Below are 18,017 nucleotides of genomic sequence, written 5' to 3' on the forward strand. Positions count from 1 at the left end.
TCTCCCCATGTTTGAAGACTTACGCGACCTTTATCAAGAGGTCATATTCGATCATAACCGTAATCCACGTAATTTCCGTGTGATTGAATCTGCTGATCGCAAAGTGGAGGGGTTTAATCCCTTATGTGGCGACCGGTTAACTTTATATTTAAAGCTGAATGGCGATACCATTACCGACGCCAGCTTTCAAGGTTCGGGGTGTGCAATTTCCACCGCATCGGTGTCATTAATGACTGAAATTATCAAAGGTAAAACTGAAGCTGAAGCATCTGCCTTGTTTACAACCTTTCATGACATGACGACGGGCAAAAGCGAAGACATTCAGCTAGAAGCCGTTGGCAAACTAGCGGTGTTAGCGGGTGTACGCGACTATCCTGCAAGGGTTAAGTGCGCGACATTGGCTTGGCATACGCTAGATGCCGCGCTAAAAAATCAAGGTGATTCGGTATCAACTGAATAATGTTAGACGCCTATTCGGGAAAGCTTGCGGTTTTATGCTTAAACCCTGAGTCGTTAACTGCTCACCAGGTCTTGGCCGAGCGTTTAAACTTACCATTAAGAGCGAGTCTGCCCGCATTAGAGCCTTATTTTTTAACGTGGCGTGACGGATGTCTAAAACTCATCGATCATGAACTCGTTAAGCAAGGTGGTTTATACGTCGATGTTATGCCTAGGCCGGGTGAGCAACGCTCATGGCCAGCGCCTAAAGATGGCTTGTTTGCTCAAGCGTTAGGCCGAAAAACCCAAACTGTGGTTGATGCAACGACGGGGTGGGGGCAGGACAGTTTGCACATGTTTCGTATGGGTTTAGATGTCTGGTGTTTTGAGCGCTCACCTCTAATGGCTGAGCTATTATCAGACGGTTGGCGGCGCTTGGCTGAGCTTGATTGGTTTATTCGTCTAGGTTTAACTGCGCCTATGCTAATCGCTAAAAGCGCGATTTTAGGTTTAACTGAACTCAATTTTACGCCTGAATGTGTTTATTTAGACCCTATGTTTCCAGCAAAACGCAAAAAATCGGCATTAGCGCGAAAAAACATGCGTGTTTTGCACGAACTATTAGGTTCTGATGATGATAAACACGAGTTGTTTGAGGTTGCCTGGCAAACCGCAAGTAAACGTGTTGTGGTTAAATTACCCGATTATGCCGAGCCAATAAGCGGTACGCCTAACCAGCGTTTGCAAGGTAAGCTATTACGTTATGATGTTTATTTAAAAAATGGGTGAGACCATGTCTGAATGGCAAACAATAGGTAAGGACACGATGCTAGCTGAAGGCGAGCGTATGGTTGTCGAGCTGGATGGCACTGATGTTGTTGTTTTTAAGTTACACGGCAGTTTTTATGCCTTAGAAGACGTGTGTACTCATGACGGTGCTGAAATAGCGAGTGGTATGTTAGAAGGTTGTGACATTATTTGCCCGCGTCATGGGGCTAGATTTTGCATTAAAAACTGGCGCGGTGAAATCAGCGCCTGCTTATGAAGTCATTACTACGTTTCCTGTACAAATTGTCAATGGTGAGCTGCAAATCAAAGATACGCGTTTGAGATTAGGGTTTAGGTATTAAACATACCAATTTTATAACTGGGTTTTACTGCGATTAATAACGTCATTTGGCTAAAGCGTAGTAAGCCTTGAGTATGATTAAACAGGCGTTCACCGCCTTCGCGATGTAGCACGCTTTGTTGCTGCCAAGCTTGATTAAACGCTAAGCTGAGTTCAGATAACTCGTTGATTAGCGCTTGTAGCTGCGTATCTTGCGGAGCTTGACTAAAATCAGCGCGAAATTCTGCCACTAATCGTTGCGCGCGCTCAGGCCAATCGGCTAATAAGGTTTTGGCTTTGGGGTTTAGGAAAACGTATTTAAGTAGATTACGCTCGTAGCTATCGGCGTCTAGCCAGCCATCAAACAGCAACGCTGCGGGTTTATTCCAAGCTTGGGCGGTCCAATATTGATCGAGTAAATACGCTGGGCCGGAAAATTGTCCTGGTAGTAGACTCATTTCTTGTGTTAATTCTATTGCTGGTTCTAAGCTGTCAATAGGGTCGCATTTGTTTGCTAAATTAAACAATGATGCGCGTTCAGCAGGTGTAAGTTTTAGGCTGTCTGCTAAGCGCGATAAGGCATTGACTGATAAAGCGACATCGCGGCCTTGTTCTACCCATGTTAACCACGTCACGCTAACGGCTGCGGCTTGCGCTAATTCTTCGCGCCGCCAACCGGGTGTACGTCTGCGGCCTAGGCTATGTGTAGGTGCAGGCAAGCGTTCGCGATGCGCCCTGATAAATTGACCTAAAAGGTGTCGGCGTTCTGTGCTTGTCATAGTGAATTTTATACTAGGATAACTCTTCATCTTGTACCAGTTACGTTTCAGATAAACAATAGCCGCGTTACTTAATTAATGGAGGTTACGATGAATACTGAGCAACATGCTCAAAAAGTAGTAAAGCAATTTGGCTCTAAAGCTCACGGTTATTTAACCAGTTCTGTCCATGCGCAAGGTGAAGATTTAGCAGCGCTAGTTGAGATTGTTGGCTTGAGTCATGAGGCAAGGGTATTAGATTTGGGGTGTGGTGCGGGTCATGTCGCATTTAATTTGGCGCCTTTAGTGAGCGAGGTCGTAGCTTACGATTTATCGGAAGACATGTTGGCCGTGGTAGCGCAAGAGGCTAAGCGCCGTGATTTGCCGAATATTAAGACTCAAATCGGTGCAGTGGAATGTTTGCCTTATGCTGATGAATCGTTCGATTGGGTGGTCACGCGGCTTAGTGCGCATCATTGGTTAAAACGTCGCGGGTGGTTTGTCAGAAATCAATAGGGTGTTAAAGCCAAACGGTTTTGCTGTAATTATCGATTTATTAAGCCCTGGTGTGTTTTTGCTTGATACGTGGTTGCAAACGATTGAGTTATTGCGTGATACATCGCATGTGCGTAATTTGTCGTTGGCGGAGTGGCATGCGTTGATTGCGGTGGCCGGGCTTAAAGTGTTTCGGGTAAACACTTTTAGACGACGTTTTGGAATTTGCATCTTGGGTAGGGCGAATGCAGGCGCCAGAGCATTATGTTATGGCGATTCGTTCATTACAGCAGTGTGCAAGTACTGAAGTCGCGAAGTATTTTGCTTTTGAGGCTGATGGTAGTTTTACTAGCGATACGGTGTTAATCGTCGCAAGTAAATGACGGTGTGGCGGTTATTGATAGGCATAAAAAACCGCTCGTAAGCGGTTGAATATATTAGCCTAGTTTGGAGGCTGCGATCGGAATCGAACCGATATAGACGGCTTTGCAGGCTGTTGTAATTGGTTATAAATCAATATATTAAAAATTTAACCACTCATTTAACCATTCGACAAGCAACAGCGTTGGTTAACAGCATTGCATTTTTATTTAACAGCAAAAAACCATTGCTGAAAAGATGTTAAATCATCTTTATCTATCAACAATTTAAATTTATTGCCATTACCATTAGATAAAAACAGTTCACAACTATACCGCTCTCTATTGAATCCTATTGTTTCTATTTTTAATTCATCAACAATGTCTGTCATAACCCCACCTTAACCTGACTTTTGACAATGACAAACTTTATTAGCGTCGATAGCTTCAATATTTTTTTCTAAATATTTATAAAAACAAGTACCTAACATTGGAGCTAAAAACACCGTTATAAGAACTAATAATTCAAGTTTTGAAAGCATAAAATTAAACACCATTATCTTTAACTTGCGTAAACGACAACAACGCTTTTGCGTGTAAAGCGGCTGATTCTGAATTTAAATGGCAAAGGCCAAGATTAAGTCGGTTTATATCCATTTTGTAGCCGAGCCATAACGCGCGCTTATATAAACTTGAATCTAATAATTCAAGATAAAAATATTCTTCCCCGTCTTTTAATGGCGTCCTAACCGGCTCTGGCACTTCAAATCCGTTAATATTGATGGTTTTTGGTTTGCGGCGGTATTTGCATGTTAGGTTAAACAACAAAGGATTTGTAGCATCAACCCACTGACCACAATCTAGCCATTGCCAACGCTCCCAAGGCTTATAAGTCTCTTTCCAATCATCAGCATATTGTTGAATTAAATCTGCATGTATATTCATTTTATTTCTCGGTATTTATTATCAAATGAATTAAAAAACTCACATTTAAAGAAAGTTTCGATAGACAAATTAACAGGCACTATGTTTTTTTGAGCTATCTCTATTCCAAATTCAGTTAGCTGTGCTACGCAGAAATCACTGCTAGGCTCATTAACTTCTAACAAAAACATCTTTCTTAACTCTCCATCCCCTTTTATGTCATATTTGATAAAGGCTTTCATAGAGTAGCTAGATACGATTGGTAGGTCTTCTGGTATCTGTTTGTAAAAATGGTATGGTGTTGTTATATAATCGAATCCTTTTCTAACAAACTGACCATAGTTTGACGCTATTAACTTACGATTGTTTCTGTGTCCGTCGGATACCCAGTCAATTGATAATTGATGCATTAATTGACTAATATTTGTAATCATGTTCATTTCACACCATACAACCACTGCTTAATTCTTTCCAATTCAGCTACATCTATTTTATCTAACCGACGCTCATCTTTTGCCAAATTAGAAAAATCATCACGCAATTGCTTTGCAATATCTTTTTTTGCCTGAATATCAAGATAATGATATTCACTTAAATAACACGCGCCGCAAAAGCCTTTTTGTTTATCAACAGCATCCAGGGTATTTATCTCAACCCTAAATGCTTGTCCTTGAATTTCAAGCCATTTACGTGCTACTTTGCTGATAATCACATATTTTCCGGTGCGACTCATTGCGCCGACATAAAAGAGCTTTTGACCTACTGTAAAATTAGTCATTTTCTTTCCCGCACTCAAAGCATTGATTAGGTTTTCTTGATTTATGCTCAGCTTTTATTTTTAAAAAATCATCAAATGTAAACTGCTCGACATTTTCAATTGCCTGTCTAGCATGTTTCAGCCATTCGGCTTTAGCACGGTCAAACGGGTCTTGTTCGTTCCCTAGCGCTTCTTCATGCGGACGAGGTAAGTAATAAGACATAACTCTATTTTTCGACCTTATTGCTGAATATATATCCATAGTTATTTTCTAGTCCGCACTCACTACATTTAATTTCCTTCTATACTTAGTTTCAAGATTCTTGGCGCACTCGTTAGCTAAATTTAGGGTTTCAAATACTGTTGCGTTTTCCTTGATAGTTGTGCGTCCTGGGTCGCCGTCAATACTCAAATCAACCCAGCATTTTTGTACCGATTTTTCAAATTCAATTAGGTAGTTCATGTAACGCCTCAATATAGCAACACCCAGCATCACCAAACGCTGGGAAATAACCGGTCATATCGTTAACTTCAAGCCGCACATCGACGCATGATGCGCACGTCTTAAACGTTGAAAATTGACCCTCCCACACGCCGGCCACATACTGGTAGCGCTCGCCGATTTTAATAACATCTTGGCATTCGCAGCATTTGTGTTCTTTAATGGCTTTGCGCCAAACCTCACGATAAAGGGTGGGCTGTATAGCATCATCATCGCAATAGCACATATTTATACCGGTTTTTTACGCCACAAAATTGGATTTGAAGGATACAAATCACCCGCGCTGTATATCATGTAGTAGCCAGTAGGCCATTCACCATCGTAGTGACAAGAATGTATCCCAGTTGAACCAGCTTCAATTGCGTCAAAAATAGAGCCGTCTTTGGGACAATAACAAGCTTCGCTAAAACCTAAATCTTTTAACCGTTGAAATGCCGCGAACATGACTGTTAAGGCGTCTCGTTCGGTTGGTATTGCTTTTGCTATTGCCGATTTATTTGCTTCAGCAACAGCTAATATGTTTTCTATATCGAATTTTTCGGCATTAATAGGGGGGCTTTGCTTAACAAACTCTTCATGTTTTTTAATTTCAGCATCAAAAAAACGCTTGTGCGCCACCAATTGCCTTTGCTTCTTCAATGTCTGGTAAAAGTCCTGGTCCGGCTAACGTATTTTTAATCCACCGCATACCTGTATTAACGTCTTCTAATTTGTCAGCAACAACAGCCGCTCGCATCGCTATCACATATTGCTCTAAAATATCGCTAAACATCCTTGCGCGACGCTCTGATTTTTCAGCATTGATGAACGAGTCTTGTTTTACTTCGGCTATTGCTTTTACATGCTCATTAGCAATGAGCTGGCACTGAGATTTTGCTTCATCAATGCTTTCATATATCTCATTATTAATTAACTTGTTGTTTTTAAAAATTCGGTAATAACCCCGATGGGAAAAATATTCAATATTGAATCCGTAAATAACATCCCAAAAATAATTGCTTGAATTATCTTGCCATTGAATTGGCTTTGCTTGTATTTCCATCTAATACCTACCTATATTTTTGCCCGCATTCAAAGCATTCATCTGGTTTTCTCGCTTTATGCTCAGCTTTTATTTTTAAAAAATCGTCAAATGTAAACTGCTCGACGTCTTCAATTGCTTGTCTAGCATGTTTTAACCATTCGGTTTTGGCACGTTCAAACGGGTCTTGTTCGTTCCCTAGCGCTTCCTCATGTGGTCTAGGCATGTAATACGACATAATCCTGTTTCTTGCTCGTATTGCTGCGTATCTATCCATTTTATTTTCTATGATTTAACTATTGGAAACTGCGCCCACTCTTCACCATCAAGAATATTGCCGGTTTTCTTTTTCCCTATTTTGTACATCACACAGTCACCAAGAGGGATGTAATGGCGCTTGCCAATAGTACAATCAGGACAAGCTTCTTGGTTTATTGGTATCCATTCACCCCATTGTTTGAAGAAAAACGGAATACCTTTTTCTATGCATTGGTCTCTAATAGACCTGACCCATTTAAGAGGCATTGGCCTAGCGTTATTTCCACTTTCGCCACCAACAATTACCCAATCAATGCCATCAAACATATTTAAATTGATTGGGCCAAGCATCGGCTCGATGCTTAAAAAACGTATTTTTGCTGGAATACTCAGTAATTTCGGAATATCTCTATCAGCTTCTTTTTGGTTGCAGATAGTTATGCCAAGCCATGCATTGTGATAACCATCGCGCCAATTATCTGGCAGCATCCGTTTAGCATTACCTATCCGCTTAGTCAGTAATAACCAATCTAAGCTGTAGCAGTCTTCAATAACGGCAAATAATTCTTGTCGCCATTCGTCTTGAGCTTTGTTATCAAAAACATCCGCTAGGCTCGCGCAAAAAACACGCTCGCGATGTGGCGGAATAAATCCACGCGCAATCAGCTCTTCATCTGTTAAATCATGCGCGTACTTAAACATTTCCCATGCGTTATTGTTTCTATTTAAGAAGTCATGCCATTTGTACGGCTGCCTCCAATAGTTATCTGATGTTTTTTTACGCTCTCCTTGCCATAATCCGCTTTGCCCAGTACGCTTCGCCCAAGATTCTGCATAGCAGTTATCACAAGCTGGGCTTACTTTTGTGCATCCTAGCCACGGATTAAAAGTATGGTCACACCATTGTATTTTTGAGTTTTTCATAAAAATATCTGCGTTTCTAAGCATCTACTCCGCAACTCATGGTAATATTTTTTAAATAATTGCAAGGATTCGTCGGATGAAAACGACAGAAAATAACCGTCTTGATAAATTTTTAGCTCATCTTCAACCCATTTGTTACTATCCCATCTTAAAGTTAATGTCCGATAACCTTCGGATGTTTTAACTAATCCTTGATTTACTTTATTAATAAATACAAATCCAATTGCTGTTGCGTCATGAATATAATTTAAGCTCAAAGGTTTAATTTGACTAAAAATAGACTTAGTTAATTTTTTCTTTGTTGTGACTAATTCGATTTCCATTTAAATCACCTTAAATTCAATAACCCAAACAAGAGGATTTGCAGTCCATGAGTGTTCTCCTTTGTTGAGCTTATCCCATAGTTCGGCATAACTAGCGATATAACTTCCAATGGTTTCGACACAGCTATTAGCGTCCATTCTCCCTGTTTCAACTTCAATGCACTCAACTCCCTCAGCTTCAGCATCTTGTTCGCTAATATCATGCAATCGTTCAACTCGAACATCGGTAATTTCTAGCAATATCCTGCTTGCCCATCGGGGCATAAAAATCGATGGTTTCCATTGCATTCCTGGCTGTAACTCTACATTGTCGACTCTGTATACTGCTTTAATACTTGTTCCTCCTAATCCGTCTCGTAGCCATTTTTTCCCAAAGTTTTCCTTAACCCAAAGCCTGTCCGCCTAATTTTTCCGTAAGGGCATTCTTGTCTAACACCTATAGGATAGATTCCATCACTCCACCACACAGCAGGTGGCATGATTTTATAGTTACAATAAGTTAAATCAGGATGATTTTTAGGCGGTTTAACAATCCGCCTTGTTTGAGTTTTTGTGCCGTTTAACAACGCGTTAACCATGGATGCACTAAAAAGTATGGGTCGTTCTTTAACTGTTAACATGATTAATTTCCAAAACCCAACCCTTATTTTTAACCTCAGCTATTACGCCGACAACCGGCCTATTTCCATCATGCTGGCCTGGAGATAGCAAATCACGGCTGAAAATTGTTTTGCTGTCTCTGTTTCTTATAAGCGACATTCTTCCGTGTGATTTTTCCCAATGACAAATATCTCCTTGTTTTGCACTTGGGCAGTTTTTCATTACTGGGTAAGTGTTCCGTATTACTATCAAATGCTTTTCTTTAAACATCGACATAATTAACCCCGTCCTCAAATTTTGGCGGCTTCCATTTTTTGTTTAGCGTTCTGTTTACCTGAACCCTGAACAATCCTTCTTTGTGCCTATACATGCTCATTCTCACCGTGTCGGGTAATATTTGTGGTGGCGGTATAACATCAGCATCATAGTAATATCGCTTACGATAAGCGTCGCACCTGTGCCTGCAAACACCTTTAACCTCAACCTCAAGTAATTCGGTTACTTCTTGCGACCATCCTTGACCCACCCTCCTTGAAGTTGGTATTTGTGCGATTATTTTCATAAATTAATAACCATTGAGATTGGACTATTGCTAAACGCCCAATAAAGCGTTAACAAACCAAGCACTGCAAATCCTATTGCAAAAAAGGCTTCATACTTAGTTATCCGCCCACTAAAACCGTAACAAAAAATCGCACCACCAACAGCAATAAGCAAAAACCAAATCCCTATAATTACTGTTGCGGCAAACCCAATAACAGACATCATTGTGTTGCTCCATAAGCAGCAATATCAATTCTTGCCCCGCGCGGTCTGCCTCTGCCGCGTTTTTTCAGTCTGTTGTTGGGTTAATTCTGGCTGCATCGACTTTCTAATGTTTTGTTCCGCAGATGCTTTTGTTGCCATAAACGTGATTAATTGGCTTTTAACAAAACGCCAATCGTCACCTATTTTAGTTGCCGGAATTTCTCCGGCATTTGCTAATTTCAACAATGCAGCCGGTTTTAAATGCAAAAAATCAGCAGCTATCGCCGTGGTCATGATTTCATCCATCTGACAACCCTCCAAACGCGCTTATCAAATCTTTCAACAACGCGGTTATTTCACCATGCATAATCATAAAATCGGCTTCAAACTTGGTGGTTAAATCGTCGTCATCCTGGTTATCATCTTGCGTTTCAAAGAACTCAAGGCGTTTAAGTGTTAAATCTGCATTTAAAACGAAAGAAACACGGTCATTCCAGGTTAAGCTTAGTTTTGTGACCGACATGCCGGTTTCGATATGAGCGCCTATTTCATCGCTCGTTAAATCGAGGTGCTTGCATTTAACTACTGACTTTTCGTCATTATCAATTTCAAGCTGGCATTCATCATTTGCTTCAAATGATTCTGGAATGGAAGAAAACGTTTTAAGCCAATTTGTCATGACCGCATCAGGTCTATGGTTTGTATTTATTGGCACAACAGACAGCGTTCCAAGCGTTTTGCGCAACAGTGTTAAAAACGCTTCGGCTTTTTTAGCTGACGCTGTGTTGATTACAACAAAACCATTCAGATTATCGATATAGCCTAAAATGCGTTCTTCGACGACAGGCGCATCTGCCAGCATACCAAACGTAATATCTTCTTTAAGTTCACGCTGTTCTTTTTTAGAAATTGATTTGCCTTTAGCTTTGATTTTTTTGATTTCTTCGGCTAACTTTTTTGTTAACCGCCGATGCAGGCAATACGCGCTTTTCGATGCGCATACAAAGCATTTCTTGGCCTTCATTGAGCATCACTGTTAAATTATCGCCTGTCGCTGTTTCGACCGGCTCTACCCAACCTACTTGCTCTGATTGATGTGGGCCAATGGGGTTGGCTGCGTATTCGCTTAAGCAAATGTCTTCTTGCGTGGGTTCTATTAAGACAAAAGGGGAAATGTTTTTGAACATTATTTAATACTCCTAATTAAATCGTCGTATTTAATGCGATTATTAGATTCTTCCACGTTAACTAGCTCAAAATCGTAATCAGATTCAATCAATCCAAGTGGATTTCCTGGGTGAGTGCATATATAGCACGGCGGGTTAATGTGACAACTACATGAGGAATCTTGATTTAAAAAATCAAGATAATCAGATTCAGCGTCTTCTGTCAGAACTTTAACTAATATCTGATTTTCTTTTTTTCTAGGATTAAAAAGATTAAAAAGCAATTTTAATATCGTTAACATCTTAGCCACCTAATCTAGCGCGGGCATCATCAATATAGGCAACATATTTATCATACTCATCAATGTCTAGCTGTGTTAAAACAGCATTTAAACTGTCAATCGACGTTGCCGCGTTGATTTCGTCGATGATTGGGTTGTTGGTTGAATTAATTTTGTTATTAGTTTTTTCTTGCTGTGTTATTGGCGCTGTAGCTTGTGGATTGCTCTCGCCTGGCTCCGTTAGTTCTAGCTTTTTCCGCGTCCACTCGGCTGACGCGTGTTTTTTATCCTTACCGGTTAATTTATTAAGTTTCGGGTAATAATGCAGTAAGGTCTTCGACTGTTTCGGCTGCATCGATGCTGGAAATTAAATCGCTTTCTTCATTTACAGTAATATCGATGACCATGCCTTCGTCGGCGGTTTTAATGTAATCTACTTTTATTCCATCTTCAGTTTTATCGTCAGCGGCTAATATCATTGCAACTCTGCTATCACCTATAGGTAACACCTTAGCTATTTTTTTTATCGCTTTTGCTTGCGCCATTTCGACATACCAGTTTGCCCATATTCCAATTGGCAACCCTTTACTCAAGCGCTCCTTATCATCGGGTTTTGTATATTGATTATCTTTTTGGTTAGGTGAAAATAACCTAAGTTTTTCAATTACTTTTTTACTAACAAAAGTCGAATACTCGTCTTTTGTGACTACATTACGCGATACAACATAAATCCCGCGTAAGTTATGAAAAACCCAATCCCTATCACCTTCGTCACGACTATCAAAATTAGCATTAAGCGCGACTTTATTGTCCCAACCATCAAACGACATACTAAATTCATCGCATAGATAAACCGGAAAAGCTTTTACTTGCCAGCCTGCGCGATAAAGCAGTTGTATAAAACCTTTGTAACCTATTTGTAGTTGTGCGCTATCACCATAAGCCACTAAATAAGCGTGACCTATATTTTTATCGACATTCAAGTCTGCCATTGCAATACCGACCAATGCTTGCACAATCGAATCCGGGCGGCATCGGTTAAGCGAAGAGTCTGACGCTATCACTAACGATGCGGCTAAAAACCGCTTAGCTTTTTGTTCGTCACCAAGCAGTGAATTTATTTGTTTTTGTGCATTTAATAAAAACGGTTTAATTTGATTTTGACGTGCAATTAATGCGTTACTCATATTTATTACCTATAGTTGTTATTTCTGTGTTGTCTGAACCGGATTGCAAATAAAATCGTCTATTGTCTAAAAGGTCTTGTACCTCTAATTCGGCCTGCTCAATCCAGGCTGGGTCAATCTTGATTACGCGCACCATGTTAGGTGGCGTAGAGCTGACAAATATTAAATAGCTATCACGTACATCTTTACCAAGTTCGCGTCTTACGGCATTGCGTAGCGCAGCGCTCCAGTGATAGCGGTACTTGATGATGTGGCTACGAATAGTCGCGTTGCTGAACTCTTTTTGACCTAAAGCTATGGTTTTAAGGTCGTAGTCGTCACCAACATCTTCTAAATCAATATCCAACCTACATTTAAGAATTAAACCTTCAACCTTAGCAAACAATGACCGCTCTTTAATGCCTTGGTTGATGATGTCTCCGCAAATAGCGGTAACATTGGTCGCCATGCGTTCAGCTTTTTTGAATTCTTCAGCATCAATAATCGCTTTTTGCCGATGTTCTTGTTTAAAAATTGATTCAGCATTGGCAACGCTCATGCCGGTTTTTGCTTTGCCTTCAAAGCGTGGCATAACGACATATCGATTAAACACATCATGCGGTTCTAGCACCATTGTGTGTACCAGAGAGCCAAGTTGCAGGCTTGGCGATGACATGGCAAATAGGTGTTTATTGTCTAAATGCTTATTGCTCTCAGCCAATAAAGGCAAATTAGAGCCGCTAATGCCTGGCAACGCGTGGTACACCTCATTTGGTATATCAACACCTTTTGCACCGGCCTCTAAGCATTCTTCAATGCTTAGAAGGCCACGCGTGATTAGCGATTCTGGTGGGATTAACTCTTCTGGCTCTTCAGTTAATTCCCCGAATCCGAAAGGGTCAGTGTTATCTATCCACACGGAACACCTCCAGCTTATCCAGCGTTTGATAGAAACTTTTTTTCGTTTTCATCAAGCAAACCGGATTGCTCGGCTTTTGCGAAAATACCTTTTAGGCGTCGTTCAAAAAAACCTAAAAGTTGTTGGTCTGTAAAATGATTCGGATGATTTGCTTTAAATGTAGCTGTTAACGCCACCTCGCCAACTTGCAACTTTTGTTGCGGTGCGGCTACCGGTTGTGTTTTAACCAGCTCTGTTCGGTTTTCAGGCAGGTCAACAGGTTGTTGTTCAACTTTAGCTTGCTGTGCCGCTTTTTTAGAGGCTATTTCATCGGCTTTCTCGCGCCTTTTTTAATTCCGCCTCGACTAGCTCAATTAATTTAGCCATAAACACCTGTTCATCAGCTAAAAACGCATCGCCCAGGTATTCTTTTGTGATTGGAGGGTTAATACCCTCCTTGAAACACTCGTTATTGATTATTAAAACGCGCTTATCGATTAGCGATTGAATGCGCACGGCGTCATATAATCGAGTGTTAAGCGCTTCCTGCGCTCTCTTTGTTAACTTTCCGCTAGGAGTTATGCTGCTTAGCAACACCAGAGCTGAAATATCCATTTTTCTTAAATCAGCCGTTATTTTGCTTTCATCGTAAAGTTTGGTTAGCTCTTCGATTAAAAGCGTTCTAACGGTGGCTAAACGCTCTTTTTTGCGTTCATCAAAAATAGCCAACATCGATTTTCTAGCTTCACCAAGCAATTTTATTCTTTTGGTAGCATCGTTTTTCCAAGCCGATACTTCAGCAGTTTCTGCGTCAAAAACTTGTTTAACAAAGCCAAGCAGCGCTTTTTCGGATTTGTTAATCTTTGTCCCAAGCTCGATTATTTGTTTTTCGCCTTCGTCGGATTCTTCCGGCACTAAGCCAGACACTTTTGCGACAAATTCATCAACTTTCGCTAAGTACGACGGATTTGTTCTAAAATCGCTGGGTAACGACTCAGGAAAAACACCATCAATAACAACCAACTGTTTTGGCTGTTCTTCAATTAACTTAACGATGATATTGCCTTTTTTGACAACACCAAGGTTTCTAAACGCCTCTGATTCAAAAGCCACGCGTTTGGCTTTGGCTTCACTTTCTGCGCTTACAACTGTTATAAAGTCATCGCCTTTTGCTGTTGGTATGGTTACTTGAAATTGCATGACAACCTCACAGGTAGGTCAGTGATAATGCAATCATGGTAATTATTGCCACGATAAAGCATTTAATTTGAATTGTTGGTTTAGCGGCTCGTTTATAAGCATGTTGCCATGCTAGTAAATCAAGCTCAGATAACATGTCTGGTGCTAAATTAGCTTGTGGTTTCATAATTAAGTCCTCTTTGTCCAATACGCCCAATCAAATGGCTGGGCTGTTTTTTGTTGTATTGGGCCGCAAAACCGTTCTATTTTCATATCAGATTCGCGGCGGTATATTTCAACGCCGTGCTGCCTGATGGCAATCGTGGCGTTGGGTAGTTTTTTGGCGAGTAATTCGCCTAATTCGGTCATTACAATCACCTACTTTCATTATTTATCTCACCCTTAACATTCCCCGGTTAAGGTCGGGTTTTGAAACAAAACTTACCAAAAAGACCCCGGCGAACCGGGGTGAAGCGAGGTAAACAGACTTGCGCTCTGTTGGCAAGAATAATAGATACATAACGTATCTATGTCAAACAAAATAAATACAAAACGTTATCTTTATTTTCCGTATTATCTTTTTTATAAATAAAAACAAATGCTTAAATTTTTTTAAAATCGATAAAAATTACTTTTATCAAAATTTTAGGCATAAAAAAAACCGCCGTGAGGCGGTTTTTTAAAGGTTGTTTAATTTATAGGTTAAACAAAATTGACTTGATTCGGCGTCGATTTTTTTGTGCTAATTAGTTGTTGAACTGATGCTTTAATTGATGAACTAGTTTGTTCGCTCAATCTACGACGAATTGCAGTAGCAATAACTCGTGATATATGACCAGAGTTCTGGCTAAAGCTAATTTTTATCCTATTTGAGAACCACTCAAGACCGTTTTCCTCAACAAGCACAGCAAACAATTCATCTGCATAAGATTCCGAAATAGAAATAACATTAGTTAAATCTATATTAACAATGTTATTAGCCGCTTCTTGTTGTACTTGATACCTAAGATTGCGAGCGCTAAATCTTGATGCTAAATCGGTTCCGTCTGGTTTAATTATTAAGTGCGTCTTATTCATAATCATACCTCATTAGCTCTTCAATAGATGAAATAGCTTCATCTGGGGTGTTGTTATTTTTATATTGTGTAGCTTGTTGCGTATTAAACCTGCACGCTAAGGCTACACCTTTCCAATGTGGACTATCGGAATAAAAGTGTTGACCATCTCTAATATGCAAAGTGCAATTACCACTTGCAAGCCAAAGAAAGCCATTGTAATTGTTTACTAGCTTTACTAATTTTGCAAGACCTAATCCCAAATGATGATTTTCACTTACTTTGGGTTTACCTATTTTATTAGGCATCGGACTACCAATAGTATCTGGCGGTAAAGATTGTTTCCAATCATCATTAGTACATTTTTTGGTTGAGTTGCCTTCGATAATACACCACTCAATAGCTTCTTTATCAGTGTTAATATGCTTTCCGATGCTACTACTTTGCAACTCTTTAAGAAATCCTAATCCGCAGTCGGCGAGTGCAAATTCAAAAAAATAAGAGCAAGAACTTTTATCTTGCCATTTTTGAGCCATAGAGAAGCCCGTGCTTTTACCGTGCGACCACACATTGTCATGTAAATCTCCAACTACATTGCACAAGTCATGCATAAACTCAGGCAAATTGCAGTTAGTAAATATATGACGAATACAATTGTTTATAGTATTAGTCGCTTTATCAGTATCATCAACGCTATTTAATAAAACCAACTGGCTATAATTTGCTCCAGAATTAATTCTAGGGTAAGGATAGTTATCACAGTTGCTTAATACCTTTTCCAAACAGATTGCTTGTGAGTATGAGCAATGACTTGGGTTTTCAAAGATTAATTTATCAAATGTGATGTTTTTATGTTTTGCATACGCTGCTAATGTTGCCCAATATCCAGGGACAATAAAGCCATCAGAAATTGTTGGTTTTACAGGTTGATTAATAATCAATTCATCAAATAAAAATTCGTTTAATCCTTTAATCTTCGATATTGTCATGGAATTACTAAGCAGCTTCTTTTTGAATAATTAACTCAGCCAGCTCTTTAGCTGATGGTCGTTTAACTACGCTTAAATTAATCGTGTGAGCGATTTCGGTCAGGTTATTAAAATGATTTTCGGCTTCACTGGTGGTGTCGTTATCCAATGCAACTAACAATTCAAATTCCTGGTCGCTACTAATAACCTCTGATTCTCTTGTTTTTTTTAATACTTCTAATTCAAGCAATTTAGCTTGTGCGCCTTTAAACGCCGCTTTAATTTGCTTCACATTAAAATTGGCTAAATTGGCGTTATATTTTTCACCCAGGTAATCGATAGTGATAATACCTTTGTTTACAGCAACCTGTTGTTGCCAGCGCCCGTTAAATTTTGGGTTAATGGCTATAGTCAGTTCTTTGATTTGCTTAATCAGATTAATCGTATGTTTATCATCATCTTCATCAACCGTTATGCCATTGATTTCTTGCAAAGGCTTATCGACCAGTTCGCCGCTATACAAACTAGAAAATTGAGTTAGCGCTTGGAATAACACCCCTTCCATACCCGCATTTGACCGGGTTGACTGCACATCACCCAAATAAACGCCATTTAACGGCGGCTGCCATTGCTCAACACTATGCCCATTATTTAAATAGTTGTTTGCATCATCGATTAGCGTCATAATTAAGTTGTTAATGCGGTCAGCGTGAATGCTGTACATACATTGAAGCTTGGCGTCGGATAATGTTTTTATGACACAGCTTGTTCCAGATGACTCTTGAGCTAAGATAGCAATCGTTAAGCGTTCGCCGGAGCCGACAATTGGCTCAAAATAGACAGGCCTTAATTTTGCCGAATAGTCCGGCATCGGCGGAGCAAGTGACGTTATGGCATCAAAAATCATAATAGCGACTGTTGTGAGGTAGATATTTTTTGTTGAGTGATAGGCAATAGATAATGCACTCTTTTCCTTAAAAATTCTACTATGTCGGCTAGCAATTGTGATTCGGTTTTGTTATTAACATCGATAATTCGCTTAGCAATGGCCGTAGGCAATTCGCTATCAAAACTTTGCAAAGTCATGTGCAGTTGTTGCTTTAATCGCTGCCGACCAAGGTCGTCTTCTTTTTTTATTGTCGCAAGCCTGATATTTAGCAATACATTACGGATAGGGGCGTCGGGGGCAAAAGGCAGTCGCATAGCGCGATTATGGTCGATTAAATAGAACTGGTTTCCCCCGTCATAAAGGATATTACCCGCGTTTCTATCATCGTTAGCAATCCATTCGTCGAATTGAATTGCTTTTTGAATCTCAGACCAATTAGCTATTTTATGTATCAGTTGGGTATAGGCTTGTGGGTTAGCTGTTGATAGCCGCCTGGTTAAATCCGGGTATTTCATGTCAACCGAGGCAAACCAAACATCATTGTTTTCATCAACCGCCGCAATTGGCTCAGGGATGGGTAAGCCTAATTCTATACCTAGCAATGAGGCCATTACCTCAACCCAAAATTCTAATTCATTAAGTTTTTTGGCATAGGCGGTTAATTCATACCGGTAATCATTTAGCGCTACTTTTACAATTTGAGCGCCGTATTTACCGTTTTCAGCGGGCTTAATCGTGTTAACTATTCTTCCGATTCTTATCATTAATCAGCCTTTTTGTAATTGTTTCTAACAATTCAATATCGTCTTGACTTAATGCTTCGTCAATTAAGCCTTGCTCTAAGATTTTTAAAAGTGTTTTTGCTGTGTTTGGCGACGCCATAGGTAATAAACCAGGAATATCCACAAGGTTTACTGTGTTGCTTATTTCTTTATGAGTAACCTCACTATCAATAGCATCGCTATCACTAAGATAGGCAGCATTTGATTCTCTAATCGTTGTTCCACCTAAAAGCAATTCATCTAACGAGCAATTTAATTTTCTAGCTAATGCTATCAATTGCTCAGCATCCGGTTGACGCCTACCAGCCAAATAATGTCCAACAGCTCCCCTGGTTGTAACACCAAGAGGTTTTGCTAATTCTTCCTGAGTAATTCCACGCTCTTCCATTAAGCGTTTTGCATGTTCGTACCATTTCATA

38 protein-coding genes are annotated in these 18,017 nt (G+C 39.9%); 5 read left to right on the forward strand and 33 right to left on the reverse strand.

The genetic code is table 11. The annotated features are described in order from the left end of the window. The first annotated feature begins 7 nt into the window (after positions 1-7). From sufU to VZ94_RS00760, 3 genes are read left to right on the forward strand one after another with little or no spacing between them, the layout of a single operon-like run. On the forward strand, positions 8-460 hold the full coding sequence (gene sufU, locus VZ94_RS00750) for a Fe-S cluster assembly sulfur transfer protein SufU (protein WP_045777753.1): 453 nt from the start codon (positions 8-10) through the stop codon (positions 458-460). Next, positions 460-1,227 carry a class I SAM-dependent methyltransferase gene (locus tag VZ94_RS00755; protein WP_045777754.1) on the forward strand — a complete coding sequence of 256 codons (768 nt, stop codon included), beginning with the start codon at positions 460-462 and terminating at the stop codon, positions 1,225-1,227. Before sufU ends, VZ94_RS00755 begins: the two co-directional genes overlap by 1 nt. 4 nt (positions 1,228-1,231) lie before the next feature. Next, complete coding sequence (locus VZ94_RS00760) at positions 1,232-1,483, forward strand: Rieske (2Fe-2S) protein (RefSeq protein ID WP_338040177.1); 252 nt, start codon at positions 1,232-1,234, stop codon at positions 1,481-1,483. Positions 1,484-1,557: 74 nt separating this feature from the next. Here VZ94_RS00760 and VZ94_RS00765 read toward each other — a convergent pair whose 3' ends face one another. Further along, positions 1,558-2,325 carry a helix-turn-helix transcriptional regulator gene (locus VZ94_RS00765; RefSeq protein ID WP_045777755.1) on the reverse strand — a complete coding sequence of 256 codons (768 nt, stop codon included), beginning with the start codon at positions 2,323-2,325 and terminating at the stop codon, positions 1,558-1,560. Between the two features lie 90 nt (positions 2,326-2,415). Between VZ94_RS00765 and VZ94_RS26655 the strand changes: the two genes are divergently transcribed. Both VZ94_RS26655 and VZ94_RS26660 read left to right on the forward strand, forming a co-directional pair. Further along, positions 2,416-2,820 (forward strand): class I SAM-dependent methyltransferase, encoded by a 405-nt coding sequence (locus VZ94_RS26655; RefSeq protein WP_204368980.1) that lies wholly within the window; start codon positions 2,416-2,418, stop codon positions 2,818-2,820. A gap of 197 nt (positions 2,821-3,017) precedes the next feature. Continuing rightward, positions 3,018-3,182 carry a hypothetical protein gene (locus VZ94_RS26660; protein WP_204368981.1) on the forward strand — a complete coding sequence of 55 codons (165 nt, stop codon included), beginning with the start codon at positions 3,018-3,020 and terminating at the stop codon, positions 3,180-3,182. Between the two features lie 203 nt (positions 3,183-3,385). Here the strand turns inward: VZ94_RS26660 and VZ94_RS25690 are convergent, their stop codons facing one another. From VZ94_RS25690 to VZ94_RS21930, 32 genes are all read right to left on the reverse strand, one after another. Next, a complete protein-coding gene (locus VZ94_RS25690; protein WP_157844820.1) occupies positions 3,386-3,550 on the reverse strand; it encodes a hypothetical protein in 165 nt (54 codons plus the stop codon). Between the two features lie 154 nt (positions 3,551-3,704). Then, complete coding sequence (locus VZ94_RS00775) at positions 3,705-4,103, reverse strand: hypothetical protein (RefSeq protein ID WP_045777756.1); 399 nt, start codon at positions 4,101-4,103, stop codon at positions 3,705-3,707. Then, the gene (locus tag VZ94_RS00780; RefSeq protein WP_131655430.1) at positions 4,100-4,516 is read right to left on the reverse strand and encodes a hypothetical protein; all 417 of its coding nucleotides are present in this window, start codon (positions 4,514-4,516) and stop codon (positions 4,100-4,102) included. The genes VZ94_RS00775 and VZ94_RS00780 overlap by 4 nt, the downstream gene beginning before the upstream one ends. A 2-nt stretch (positions 4,517-4,518) precedes the next feature. Continuing rightward, positions 4,519-4,860: a beta barrel domain-containing protein gene (locus VZ94_RS00785; RefSeq protein WP_045777758.1), complete on the reverse strand. Its 342-nt coding sequence runs from the start codon at positions 4,858-4,860 to the stop codon at positions 4,519-4,521. Further along, on the reverse strand, positions 4,853-5,101 hold the full coding sequence (locus VZ94_RS00790; protein ID WP_131655431.1) for a hypothetical protein: 249 nt from the start codon (positions 5,099-5,101) through the stop codon (positions 4,853-4,855). The genes VZ94_RS00785 and VZ94_RS00790 overlap by 8 nt, the downstream gene beginning before the upstream one ends. 184 nt (positions 5,102-5,285) lie before the next feature. Beyond that, positions 5,286-5,567 carry a hypothetical protein gene (locus VZ94_RS21920; protein WP_052700080.1) on the reverse strand — a complete coding sequence of 94 codons (282 nt, stop codon included), beginning with the start codon at positions 5,565-5,567 and terminating at the stop codon, positions 5,286-5,288. Between the two features lie 2 nt (positions 5,568-5,569). After that, positions 5,570-5,959, reverse strand: coding sequence for a hypothetical protein (locus tag VZ94_RS00805; RefSeq protein WP_045777761.1), 390 nt, complete (start codon positions 5,957-5,959; stop codon positions 5,570-5,572). Then, positions 5,937-6,383, reverse strand: a complete 447-nt coding sequence (locus VZ94_RS00810) for a hypothetical protein (protein ID WP_045777762.1) — start codon at positions 6,381-6,383, stop codon at positions 5,937-5,939. Before VZ94_RS00810 ends, VZ94_RS00805 begins: the two co-directional genes overlap by 23 nt. Positions 6,384-6,390: 7 nt before the next feature. Then, on the reverse strand, positions 6,391-6,639 hold the full coding sequence (locus VZ94_RS00815; protein ID WP_131655433.1) for a hypothetical protein: 249 nt from the start codon (positions 6,637-6,639) through the stop codon (positions 6,391-6,393). Positions 6,640-6,647: 8 nt separating this feature from the next. Beyond that, entirely contained in the window at positions 6,648-7,544 is an 897-nt protein-coding gene (locus VZ94_RS00820; RefSeq protein ID WP_045777764.1) for a phage Gp37/Gp68 family protein, read from the reverse strand. Next, positions 7,541-7,867 carry a hypothetical protein gene (locus VZ94_RS00825; protein ID WP_045777765.1) on the reverse strand — a complete coding sequence of 109 codons (327 nt, stop codon included), beginning with the start codon at positions 7,865-7,867 and terminating at the stop codon, positions 7,541-7,543. Before VZ94_RS00825 ends, VZ94_RS00820 begins: the two co-directional genes overlap by 4 nt. Continuing rightward, positions 7,868-8,131, reverse strand: coding sequence for a hypothetical protein (locus VZ94_RS00830; protein WP_131655434.1), 264 nt, complete (start codon positions 8,129-8,131; stop codon positions 7,868-7,870). An 80-nt stretch (positions 8,132-8,211) separates the two neighbouring features. Continuing rightward, entirely contained in the window at positions 8,212-8,487 is a 276-nt protein-coding gene (locus tag VZ94_RS00835) for a hypothetical protein (protein ID WP_045777767.1), read from the reverse strand. Next, positions 8,474-8,743, reverse strand: coding sequence for a hypothetical protein (locus VZ94_RS00840; protein ID WP_131655435.1), 270 nt, complete (start codon positions 8,741-8,743; stop codon positions 8,474-8,476). Before VZ94_RS00840 ends, VZ94_RS00835 begins: the two co-directional genes overlap by 14 nt. Continuing rightward, complete coding sequence (locus tag VZ94_RS00845) at positions 8,730-9,029, reverse strand: hypothetical protein (protein WP_045777769.1); 300 nt, start codon at positions 9,027-9,029, stop codon at positions 8,730-8,732. Before VZ94_RS00845 ends, VZ94_RS00840 begins: the two co-directional genes overlap by 14 nt. Then, entirely contained in the window at positions 9,026-9,235 is a 210-nt protein-coding gene (locus VZ94_RS00850; protein WP_045777770.1) for a hypothetical protein, read from the reverse strand. The genes VZ94_RS00845 and VZ94_RS00850 overlap by 4 nt, the downstream gene beginning before the upstream one ends. Positions 9,236-9,259: 24 nt before the next feature. Next, positions 9,260-9,520 carry a helix-turn-helix domain-containing protein gene (locus VZ94_RS00855; protein WP_045777771.1) on the reverse strand — a complete coding sequence of 87 codons (261 nt, stop codon included), beginning with the start codon at positions 9,518-9,520 and terminating at the stop codon, positions 9,260-9,262. After that, complete coding sequence (gene rdgC / locus VZ94_RS00860; protein WP_082081259.1) at positions 9,513-10,238, reverse strand: recombination-associated protein RdgC; 726 nt, start codon at positions 10,236-10,238, stop codon at positions 9,513-9,515. Before rdgC (VZ94_RS00860) ends, VZ94_RS00855 begins: the two co-directional genes overlap by 8 nt. Further along, on the reverse strand, positions 10,135-10,401 hold the full coding sequence (gene rdgC, locus VZ94_RS00865) for a recombination-associated protein RdgC (protein WP_045777773.1): 267 nt from the start codon (positions 10,399-10,401) through the stop codon (positions 10,135-10,137). Before rdgC (VZ94_RS00865) ends, rdgC (VZ94_RS00860) begins: the two co-directional genes overlap by 104 nt. Continuing rightward, positions 10,401-10,682, reverse strand: a complete 282-nt coding sequence (locus VZ94_RS00870) for a hypothetical protein (protein WP_045777774.1) — start codon at positions 10,680-10,682, stop codon at positions 10,401-10,403. The genes rdgC (VZ94_RS00865) and VZ94_RS00870 overlap by 1 nt, the downstream gene beginning before the upstream one ends. Before the next feature lies 1 nt (position 10,683). Beyond that, on the reverse strand, positions 10,684-11,016 hold the full coding sequence (locus tag VZ94_RS00875; RefSeq protein WP_045777775.1) for a hypothetical protein: 333 nt from the start codon (positions 11,014-11,016) through the stop codon (positions 10,684-10,686). After that, positions 10,967-11,848, reverse strand: a complete 882-nt coding sequence (locus VZ94_RS21925; RefSeq protein WP_052700081.1) for a recombinase RecT — start codon at positions 11,846-11,848, stop codon at positions 10,967-10,969. The genes VZ94_RS00875 and VZ94_RS21925 overlap by 50 nt, the downstream gene beginning before the upstream one ends. Next, positions 11,841-12,746, reverse strand: coding sequence for a PD-(D/E)XK nuclease-like domain-containing protein (locus tag VZ94_RS00885; RefSeq protein WP_045777776.1), 906 nt, complete (start codon positions 12,744-12,746; stop codon positions 11,841-11,843). Before VZ94_RS00885 ends, VZ94_RS21925 begins: the two co-directional genes overlap by 8 nt. Positions 12,747-12,760: 14 nt before the next feature. After that, positions 12,761-12,937, reverse strand: coding sequence for a hypothetical protein (locus VZ94_RS25700; RefSeq protein WP_157844821.1), 177 nt, complete (start codon positions 12,935-12,937; stop codon positions 12,761-12,763). A gap of 115 nt (positions 12,938-13,052) precedes the next feature. Further along, positions 13,053-13,925, reverse strand: coding sequence for a hypothetical protein (locus VZ94_RS00890; RefSeq protein ID WP_045777777.1), 873 nt, complete (start codon positions 13,923-13,925; stop codon positions 13,053-13,055). 7 nt (positions 13,926-13,932) lie between these two features. Continuing rightward, complete coding sequence (locus VZ94_RS25705; RefSeq protein WP_157844822.1) at positions 13,933-14,091, reverse strand: hypothetical protein; 159 nt, start codon at positions 14,089-14,091, stop codon at positions 13,933-13,935. Between the two features lie 2 nt (positions 14,092-14,093). Further along, positions 14,094-14,273 carry a hypothetical protein gene (locus VZ94_RS00895; protein WP_045777778.1) on the reverse strand — a complete coding sequence of 60 codons (180 nt, stop codon included), beginning with the start codon at positions 14,271-14,273 and terminating at the stop codon, positions 14,094-14,096. Between the two features lie 333 nt (positions 14,274-14,606). After that, a complete protein-coding gene (locus VZ94_RS00900) occupies positions 14,607-14,981 on the reverse strand; it encodes an STAS-like domain-containing protein (protein ID WP_052700082.1) in 375 nt (124 codons plus the stop codon). Then, positions 14,974-15,948 (reverse strand): hypothetical protein, encoded by a 975-nt coding sequence (locus VZ94_RS00905; protein WP_045777779.1) that lies wholly within the window; start codon positions 15,946-15,948, stop codon positions 14,974-14,976. Before VZ94_RS00905 ends, VZ94_RS00900 begins: the two co-directional genes overlap by 8 nt. A gap of 7 nt (positions 15,949-15,955) precedes the next feature. Then, positions 15,956-16,834 carry a hypothetical protein gene (locus VZ94_RS00910; protein ID WP_045777780.1) on the reverse strand — a complete coding sequence of 293 codons (879 nt, stop codon included), beginning with the start codon at positions 16,832-16,834 and terminating at the stop codon, positions 15,956-15,958. Further along, a complete protein-coding gene (locus VZ94_RS00915; RefSeq protein ID WP_045777781.1) occupies positions 16,831-17,580 on the reverse strand; it encodes a HipA family kinase in 750 nt (249 codons plus the stop codon). Before VZ94_RS00915 ends, VZ94_RS00910 begins: the two co-directional genes overlap by 4 nt. Further along, complete coding sequence (locus tag VZ94_RS21930; RefSeq protein WP_082081261.1) at positions 17,555-18,016, reverse strand: helix-turn-helix domain-containing protein; 462 nt, start codon at positions 18,014-18,016, stop codon at positions 17,555-17,557. The genes VZ94_RS00915 and VZ94_RS21930 overlap by 26 nt, the downstream gene beginning before the upstream one ends. Position 18,017 lies beyond the last annotated feature (1 nt).

This window comes from Methylocucumis oryzae, from assembly GCF_000963695.1.
Taxonomy (GTDB): domain Bacteria; phylum Pseudomonadota; class Gammaproteobacteria; order Methylococcales; family Methylomonadaceae; genus Methylovulum; species Methylovulum oryzae.

Coding starts and splice junctions, on each gene's coding strand:
- VZ94_RS00780 (WP_131655430.1), bottom strand. CDS start 4,516: ATGATTACAAATATTAGTCAATTAATGCATCAATTATCAATTGACTGG.
- VZ94_RS00815 (WP_131655433.1), bottom strand. CDS start 6,639: ATGGATAGATACGCAGCAATACGAGCAAGAAACAGGATTATGTCGTAT.
- VZ94_RS25705 (WP_157844822.1), bottom strand. CDS start 14,091: ATGAAACCACAAGCTAATTTAGCACCAGACATGTTATCTGAGCTTGAT.
- VZ94_RS00830 (WP_131655434.1), bottom strand. CDS start 8,131: ATGCCCCGATGGGCAAGCAGGATATTGCTAGAAATTACCGATGTTCGA.
- VZ94_RS00790 (WP_131655431.1), bottom strand. CDS start 5,101: ATGGATATATATTCAGCAATAAGGTCGAAAAATAGAGTTATGTCTTAT.
- VZ94_RS21920 (WP_052700080.1), bottom strand. CDS start 5,567: ATGTGCTATTGCGATGATGATGCTATACAGCCCACCCTTTATCGTGAG.
- VZ94_RS21925 (WP_052700081.1), bottom strand. CDS start 11,848: ATGAGTAACGCATTAATTGCACGTCAAAATCAAATTAAACCGTTTTTA.
- VZ94_RS00840 (WP_131655435.1), bottom strand. CDS start 8,743: ATGTCGATGTTTAAAGAAAAGCATTTGATAGTAATACGGAACACTTAC.
- VZ94_RS00775 (WP_045777756.1), bottom strand. CDS start 4,103: ATGAATATACATGCAGATTTAATTCAACAATATGCTGATGATTGGAAA.
- VZ94_RS00820 (WP_045777764.1), bottom strand. CDS start 7,544: ATGAAAAACTCAAAAATACAATGGTGTGACCATACTTTTAATCCGTGG.
- VZ94_RS00765 (WP_045777755.1), bottom strand. CDS start 2,325: ATGACAAGCACAGAACGCCGACACCTTTTAGGTCAATTTATCAGGGCG.
- VZ94_RS00845 (WP_045777769.1), bottom strand. CDS start 9,029: ATGAAAATAATCGCACAAATACCAACTTCAAGGAGGGTGGGTCAAGGA.
- rdgC (WP_045777773.1), bottom strand. CDS start 10,401: ATGTTCAAAAACATTTCCCCTTTTGTCTTAATAGAACCCACGCAAGAA.
- sufU (WP_045777753.1), top strand. CDS start 8: ATGTTTGAAGACTTACGCGACCTTTATCAAGAGGTCATATTCGATCAT.
- VZ94_RS00785 (WP_045777758.1), bottom strand. CDS start 4,860: ATGACTAATTTTACAGTAGGTCAAAAGCTCTTTTATGTCGGCGCAATG.
- VZ94_RS00835 (WP_045777767.1), bottom strand. CDS start 8,487: ATGTTAACAGTTAAAGAACGACCCATACTTTTTAGTGCATCCATGGTT.
- VZ94_RS00915 (WP_045777781.1), bottom strand. CDS start 17,580: ATGATAAGAATCGGAAGAATAGTTAACACGATTAAGCCCGCTGAAAAC.
- VZ94_RS00870 (WP_045777774.1), bottom strand. CDS start 10,682: ATGTTAACGATATTAAAATTGCTTTTTAATCTTTTTAATCCTAGAAAA.
- VZ94_RS00810 (WP_045777762.1), bottom strand. CDS start 6,383: ATGGAAATACAAGCAAAGCCAATTCAATGGCAAGATAATTCAAGCAAT.
- VZ94_RS25690 (WP_157844820.1), bottom strand. CDS start 3,550: ATGACAGACATTGTTGATGAATTAAAAATAGAAACAATAGGATTCAAT.
- VZ94_RS00760 (WP_338040177.1), top strand. CDS start 1,232: ATGTCTGAATGGCAAACAATAGGTAAGGACACGATGCTAGCTGAAGGC.
- VZ94_RS00890 (WP_045777777.1), bottom strand. CDS start 13,925: ATGCAATTTCAAGTAACCATACCAACAGCAAAAGGCGATGACTTTATA.
- VZ94_RS26655 (WP_204368980.1), top strand. CDS start 2,416: ATGAATACTGAGCAACATGCTCAAAAAGTAGTAAAGCAATTTGGCTCT.
- VZ94_RS00905 (WP_045777779.1), bottom strand. CDS start 15,948: ATGACAATATCGAAGATTAAAGGATTAAACGAATTTTTATTTGATGAA.
- VZ94_RS00825 (WP_045777765.1), bottom strand. CDS start 7,867: ATGGAAATCGAATTAGTCACAACAAAGAAAAAATTAACTAAGTCTATT.
- VZ94_RS00875 (WP_045777775.1), bottom strand. CDS start 11,016: ATGCAGCCGAAACAGTCGAAGACCTTACTGCATTATTACCCGAAACTT.
- VZ94_RS00850 (WP_045777770.1), bottom strand. CDS start 9,235: ATGATGTCTGTTATTGGGTTTGCCGCAACAGTAATTATAGGGATTTGG.
- VZ94_RS00900 (WP_052700082.1), bottom strand. CDS start 14,981: ATGAATAAGACGCACTTAATAATTAAACCAGACGGAACCGATTTAGCA.
- VZ94_RS00855 (WP_045777771.1), bottom strand. CDS start 9,520: ATGGATGAAATCATGACCACGGCGATAGCTGCTGATTTTTTGCATTTA.
- rdgC (WP_082081259.1), bottom strand. CDS start 10,238: ATGAAGGCCAAGAAATGCTTTGTATGCGCATCGAAAAGCGCGTATTGC.
- VZ94_RS21930 (WP_082081261.1), bottom strand. CDS start 18,016: ATGAAATGGTACGAACATGCAAAACGCTTAATGGAAGAGCGTGGAATT.
- VZ94_RS00755 (WP_045777754.1), top strand. CDS start 460: ATGTTAGACGCCTATTCGGGAAAGCTTGCGGTTTTATGCTTAAACCCT.
- VZ94_RS00895 (WP_045777778.1), bottom strand. CDS start 14,273: ATGACCGAATTAGGCGAATTACTCGCCAAAAAACTACCCAACGCCACG.
- VZ94_RS00910 (WP_045777780.1), bottom strand. CDS start 16,834: ATGATTTTTGATGCCATAACGTCACTTGCTCCGCCGATGCCGGACTAT.